This is a genomic window from Vibrio sp. 10N.261.55.C5 (assembly GCF_041470505.1).
Taxonomy (GTDB): Bacteria; Pseudomonadota; Gammaproteobacteria; order Enterobacterales; family Vibrionaceae; genus Vibrio; species Vibrio crassostreae_C.
The window spans coordinates 1035-7666 of record NZ_JBFRMS010000117.1 but is presented as its reverse complement, the minus strand read 5'-3'; the positions used below and the strand labels follow the sequence as shown (position 1 = coordinate 7666).

The window sequence follows — 6632 nt, the reverse complement described above, 5'->3', positions numbered from 1 at the left end:
TCCTCCTACTCGATTTTGTGGGGCTTAATTTAGGAACATCGGATAAACCGTCGGTTGCACTAAAACAAGCCGACAGTGTTGCTCTATAGTGCAGCACTGGCTAAAGATGAAACTTAACTGATTGATAAGTATGATGTTAAACCATTGGCATATATGTTGCTCTATTGTCTTTATGTAAATTGTATACAATAAAAAATACATAAAGGAAGTCACATGGAACAGAACAGTGAATTGATCTACGGATTAGACGATCGACCATCAGTTAAAGCAGCCAGTTACGCAGCGTTGCAGCATGTATTAGCCAGTTTCGTTGGTATTATCACGCCTACACTCATTATTGGCGGTGTGCTTGGGTTGGGTGAGCACATTCCTTATCTGATCAGCATGGCACTCATGGTGTCTGGGGTCGGTACCTTCATTCAAGCGAGAAAAATAGGGCCAGTTGGCGCAGGGATGATCTGTGTCCAAGGAACCAGCTTTGCGTTCTTGGGATCTGTATTAGGTGCAGGTTTTCTGGTTAAAGCGAATGGAGGCGGGTCGGATGAAATGCTTGCTACCATTTTCGGTGTCTGTTTCTTTGGTGCATTTGTTGAAATCGTACTATCGCGCTTTATCGAAAAACTCAAAGTCGTTATCACGCCCGTTGTGACTGGAATCGTTATTACGACGATAGGTATCTCTTTGATTAAAGTCGGTGTTACTGATATTGCGGGTGGCGTTGGCGCAGAAGATTTTGGCTCTGGAAGCAATCTGATGTTAGGTGCAATTGTGCTCGGAACCATAGTGGCACTTAACCTAAGCAACAATACTATGGTTAGGCTGTCGTCTATTTTGGTCGGTTTAGTTGTAGGGTGGGGCGTTGCTATTTTGATGGGCAAAGCACCCATGGTTTCTTTTGCATCTCAACCGTTATTGAGTATCCCAGTCCCGTTTAAATATGGTTTCGCTTTTGATTGGCAAGCCTTCCTACCTATTGCGTTTATTTACTTAATTACCGTGATTGAAACAACGGGTGACCTTACCGCTAACAGCATGTTCTCAGGGCAACCAATTAAGGGGCCGAAATACATCAATCGACTCAAGGCTGGCGTGCTAGGTGACGGCGTGAACTCGCTTATCGCAGCAGTATTCAATACTTTTCCAAATACAACTTTCAGCCAGAACAATGGTGTGATTCATTTTACTGGAATCGCGAGTCGCTACATTGGCTACTTCATCGCAGCCATTCTTTTTCTGTTGGGGCTATTTCCCATCTTAGGCGCGGTATTAATGACGATTCCAAAGCCAGTATTAGGCGGGGCGACATTGGTGATGTTCGGTACGGTTGCCGCAGCGGGTATCAAAATCATCGCCAATGAAAAACTGGATCGCCGCAGAATTATGACGATTGCCATCTCACTAGGCTTAGGGCTTGGGGTGATGCTAGTGCCGGATTTATTGAAAGAAGCGCCCAAGCTAGTGCAAAGCATATTTGGCTCGCCAGTCACGATGTCGGGTGTTGCTGCTCTTGTTATTACCGGGTTGATGTCTTTGGTGCCTGAAACTAAAGCCAAATCGATGACGAATTCGGTACAAACCAGTAAAGCGTAACTTATACAGCCGAGAAGAAGCGTAGGTGACTGATTACGGACAATTGCGCTTAAGGCAGAAAAACGAATTACCCCTAAAGAGGATTGGTAGAGATACCAATCCGCTTTTGTATTTGGATGTTTGGCTGAGTGACTTATCTACATGAAGCGATTAAGAAATATACAGATTTAAGACGTTGTTAAAGTTGACGTTTTGACGATAAAACCTTTCATGAATATGACGGAAGAAAGTGTCGTTCATGAAAACATTCCGTCATCATACCGAATGGTAGCCTTGGCTGAGCAGTGACTATACTCAGCATTATATTGCTAACCAACAACAACGAAAATAGAGAAACATGCAGAGATTAGCGCACACAAACCACATGAAAAAATTACATATTATCTTTACCGCTCTTATCCTTATGATATTAGCCGGATGCACCTCAACGTCGGCTGTCGGCAGTTCTAAAACAAAGGAATATGCCAAGTCACATGCTCTTGCTGGTAAAGCTTCTTGGTATGGCGATAAATTCCATGGAAGGCTCACAGCAAGTGGTGAGACGTATAATATGAATGCGACTACTGCGGCTCATAAAACCTTGCCATTCGGGACTATCGTGAGAGTGACCAATACAAACAATAACAAGTCTGTTGATGTGAAAATTAATGATCGAGGCCCTTATGTAAAAGGCCGAGTGATCGACCTGTCGCACAAGGCATTTGCAAAAATCGGCAACGTTAAACAAGGCACCGTGCCTGTTAAAATCGAGATTGTTGATGATAGTAATACCTTTCGATACAAACACTAGAATCCCCTCCTAACCTCCCCTTGGTTTACATCTCCGATCCCTTACCAGTAGTGGGAAAGGGGAGGAACAGAACCTCGATATCGGTGAATCAATAGCTCATTTATGCTTACTCAATAAGGCTGCTTTGTAGCCTTATTTGTGCCTTTCGATAATCCATTTTTAATAAGATTATCTTATTTCTAATATGTGGGTTGATGATGTTATGAGGTAAATAAATCAGTATCTTAGATTTCTTATCATTAGGGTTCATTGAAATTCATTGTGAAATAATGAAAAGCTGAACTAATCCAAAATTGGTTGTGGCGGGCGTGTAATAGAAAGGGGGAGGTACAATTGATGGGAGAAGAAGACTCTCAAAGAGAGGGAAATTACATTTCGTTACTCACTGAAGTAAATCTGAAATATTAGTGACACGGTTCTGAAATTTTTGGTGTTTAGCTTATGGGCTTCTATATCGCATTCAAATAAGGAAATACCCGTGAAGCTAACCCCTGTCGTTGCAGCCCTAATTATGTCTTTTAGCTCAGCAAGCTATGCTTTCAGTCTTCAACAATCTACCAATGAAAACAGTGAAGATCTCGTATGGACAGGGCACCTAAGCCCAGACAGCGACACGGTAATGTCTGCGATGCTCGCGGCTCATATCTATGGCGGTACAGCGACAGTACCAGAGCCTATCAATCCAGAATCCACCTTCATCTTGAACTACTGTAATGCTGAATCACCACGCGTAGAGACAGATTACTCTTCATACCGAGTGGGGCTGGTGGACTTCAATCAAGTCACTCAACTAGCACCAACTATCGACCAAGCATCGATTGTTGCTGTGGTTGATCATCACGCAATTGGTGGCTCACCGATTAACACCCCACAAATTGTCGAAATGGATATTCGAGGTTGGGGATCGGCTGCAACTATTCTGGCTGACAACGCTGAAAAGCTGGATGTGACACTACCTAAGCACCTTGCTTGTGTAGGCTTAGGCGCGATCCTTTCTGACACTGTGGTATTCCAATCATCAACCACGACTGAGCATGATCGTGAATATGCTGAAAAACTGGCAAAAGTTGCAGGTATTTCAGATATCGAAGATTTCGGCCAACAGATGCTGATTGCTAAGTCGGATCTCAGTCATCTTTCTTCTGAAACCATTCTGACGCTGGATTACAAAAACTTTAAATACGGTGGCAAACAGGTGGGTATCGGTGTGGCTGAAACGCTAACGGCTCAGCAATTGATTGACCGCAAAGATGAGCTTTTGGCGGCTATGAAAGCCTACAAAGAAGAGAACGGGCTAGACTATCTGTTCTTCTCTATCACAGACACTAAGAACAAAGAAGCAAACTTACTTTGGGTGGATGAAAGTGACTACCAAGTCATCAAATCTGCTTTCAATGCTGAACCAACAAGCGATATGTTGACGCTAGAAGGTGTAACTTCGCGTAAGCGTCAGATTGGCCCTGCGGTACAGAAAGCCATTGAGAGTTTGTAGAGAATAAGAGCCGTTACTTTATAAATAAGTAGTGAAAGGATTGGTAGAGATACCAATCCCTTTTTGTTTTTGGGTCGTGTTGAACTGGATTTGGATAAAATTGAGTTGCGCTTTTTCTAAATTAACAAAGCTTATGGATAAGCCAGATCTAACATAGCTCTTTATGGCACGAACCCCCAAGGACATTCACGACCAACCACGTGAAAAGTTAGACTTAGAGCAGTCTTAAACAAGTAACCAATCCTAGTCGCGGCTTTCCATTATCGGTAAGTTAGCATTCATAGTTTGAACTAATAATACAGTGTTTTATTGTTTATAGTAAATCCCAGACAGAATGACTAACAGGACAATGAAATGACCTCAATCAAAACCATTGGTTTAACAGCTATCGCACTTGCACTTATGACAATTACTGGCTGTACCAGCTTAAAGGTAAAGGCTGCGAACGTATTCGTGTCTGACCCAATTATCACACACGCAGACCACGACCAACTTACCGAAGCCAGTTCGAAAATCGATGGTATCCGTTATACATCAATGACGACGACGATCATCACGACCAAAGCAGCCAAGCGCACAAATGGAGTTGCTCGCGTAGACATCGAGGCTGATGGAATCGAAGAGGTGCAATCAAAATGGCATGGTGAAGAACACGTTTGTCAGATGTACCACGATCGCATGAACAATCCAGAAACTGAGGGCCTGTCAGACATCGTCGGCAATGGATTGGCGCTGAACTACCAGATCGCTATTCGTGGTGTTGATGGTCAGTCCTATACTTGTTCTGGGCATGTAGATCCACAATAACAAAAAATAACACTGCGCTTTACTGGGTCTATTTCAAAATTTGGAAACGAATTTTTTTATCGCTGTTTGGTGAGCAATGTGCCTGTTTTTCACATTAGCTAGCTGTATTACTCGTGCCATACCTAATGAAACGTTTAAGGCACGTTCGAGAAAGGAAGTGCCAAAGGTAAAAATTCATCCTACGAAGCACCTGTACATAAATGAGTTTCGAAGAACCAAGTATTAGCATAAGTATGGAAAGTCACTAAGCTCACTGTCCAGTATTGTTTTTACACAAATCTGACATTGATGAATGCCATAAGCTATCGATATAAACATCAATATATTGTATTATTATATCCGTATTTATACTTATTAGGATTTTCTATGTTGATTCACGAATTTTCGAATAAGGACGTTACCGCTGAGCATGTAATTTTAGCTCAAGCAATACTAGCAGGGACTGCTCAAGGTGATAAAAGTAAAGCACAGCGCTTCATGATTTTTGTAAATGAGATTCCAGATGCGCCGACTGTGCAAAACCTGATTCCACGCTTTAGTCAATTTATGAAGCTCTTTAAAGCCAGCTGACATTCAAAATACGTTACACAGGGATGTGTAATTAAGATCACCAACTCCCCCCTAACCACTACCTACTTTTAAACTCTATCTGACCCTATGCTCGCTCTATATCTAGCCATTGTTGTCGGAGGACAATAGAGTTTGATCAATTTTAAAAACGTTTCTGGACAAAAGCGAGTTTAGTTACTTAGACGAAATCTACCCTTCAGACAATCTTTAATATGCTAAATAAGCAAGCAGCACGGTTTCGATAGGTGATGGCGTCTATGATTATTAAAGAACAACTCATAGCAGCATGTTTTCTAGTTTAGTATTTCTTAGATTTCAAATTTGGATAGCTTTCTATAAATTACTGTTCGTAAACCTCTCATCTTTGAAACACAATACAAATAGAACTAATACGCATTTGATCTCTCATTAATGTGCACCTAAATTGTTATGGTTGCAAACGCAACATTTCTATACAAATGCGATTAGAAAGGAAGCTTATGAGTTTAATTAAAACACTACCATTAGTACTTGTTGCCATTCTGTCAGGTTGTCAATCAACATCGTCACCTGAAGAAGATTTGTTTGTATCAAATTTATGTACAATTGGCGATGGTACGTCTTCAGACTTTAGCCAAGAAACATTTAATCAAGCTATTTTAGATTGTGGTGGCTATGAAATTTTCACCGAAGATATGTTTATAGATCAAAGTCTTACGTTTTCATTTGGTAACGGAAAAAAGAAGCGTGAAATGACTCTAATGGAAGATGGGACAGGCGTGTATTTCAAAAAAGAGAAAGGGACCTCTGAGGCTATAACTTGGGAAATTGAAGATAGTGGCAACCTTCACTTAACATACGAAGATGGGTATCAATGGGATTGGCGATTACTCGGTGAGGAAGGCAACCTATGGGCAATTAAGTCCTATGGTTACACTGCGGATGGTGCTGAGCATGACATCTTATCTATGATTGTAACTAACAAAACAGCGAAAATGGAAGATATCGAAAAATAACCTATTATAGTGAATGTTATCAGAACAGAAGCGTTGTACTTTGCTTCTGAAAAAGGTAGGGCTATTACAAGTAGTTGTAATAGCCCTACCTTTTAATTCGTAGTTTAGAAACAATCGAAAACGTTTTGGTAGGGAAATACTGGACTTCAGCCCTCCAAAGAGCATTTACCCTAACAAGCTTCGGGGCAAATCCGTGTTAGCCCAACCTCCCTCGGTAATGTGATCACCAAGCGATTCTGTCGTATCGTAACTACCAAGCGACTTTGTCATTCGCTTAATTACCGAGGGAAATTGACGGTCTCTATTTTTACGTAATCCTTTGACTAGTGCTACGAATTAGTCAGGGGTGTATAGGATGATCGTTATGGATACTCAATCTCAGCTTACC

At 41.5% G+C, this 6632-nt stretch carries 6 protein-coding genes; all 6 read left to right on the top strand.

All coding sequences use genetic code 11. The features are described from left to right. Window positions 1-213: 213 nt before the first annotated feature. The 6 genes from AB4263_RS24085 (at window position 214) to AB4263_RS24060 (ending at window position 6244) form a co-directional block, all read left to right on the top strand. On the top strand, window positions 214-1590 hold the full coding sequence (locus AB4263_RS24085; protein ID WP_372099026.1) for a uracil-xanthine permease family protein: 1377 nt from the start codon (window positions 214-216) through the stop codon (window positions 1588-1590). Window positions 1591-1927: 337 nt separating this feature from the next. Further along, window positions 1928-2380 carry a septal ring lytic transglycosylase RlpA family protein gene (locus AB4263_RS24080; protein ID WP_102320537.1) on the top strand — a complete coding sequence of 151 codons (453 nt, stop codon included), beginning with the start codon at window positions 1928-1930 and terminating at the stop codon, window positions 2378-2380. Between the two features lie 478 nt (window positions 2381-2858). Beyond that, window positions 2859-3872 (top strand): manganese-dependent inorganic pyrophosphatase, encoded by a 1014-nt coding sequence (locus AB4263_RS24075; RefSeq protein ID WP_372099025.1) that lies wholly within the window; start codon window positions 2859-2861, stop codon window positions 3870-3872. A gap of 354 nt (window positions 3873-4226) precedes the next feature. Then, window positions 4227-4679, top strand: coding sequence for a hypothetical protein (locus AB4263_RS24070; protein WP_050712177.1), 453 nt, complete (start codon window positions 4227-4229; stop codon window positions 4677-4679). 366 nt (window positions 4680-5045) lie between these two features. Then, window positions 5046-5249 (top strand): pyrophosphatase, encoded by a 204-nt coding sequence (locus AB4263_RS24065; protein WP_102420170.1) that lies wholly within the window; start codon window positions 5046-5048, stop codon window positions 5247-5249. 479 nt (window positions 5250-5728) lie between these two features. Continuing rightward, window positions 5729-6244, top strand: a complete 516-nt coding sequence (locus tag AB4263_RS24060) for a hypothetical protein (protein ID WP_372099024.1) — start codon at window positions 5729-5731, stop codon at window positions 6242-6244. Window positions 6245-6632: the final 388 nt, after the last annotated feature.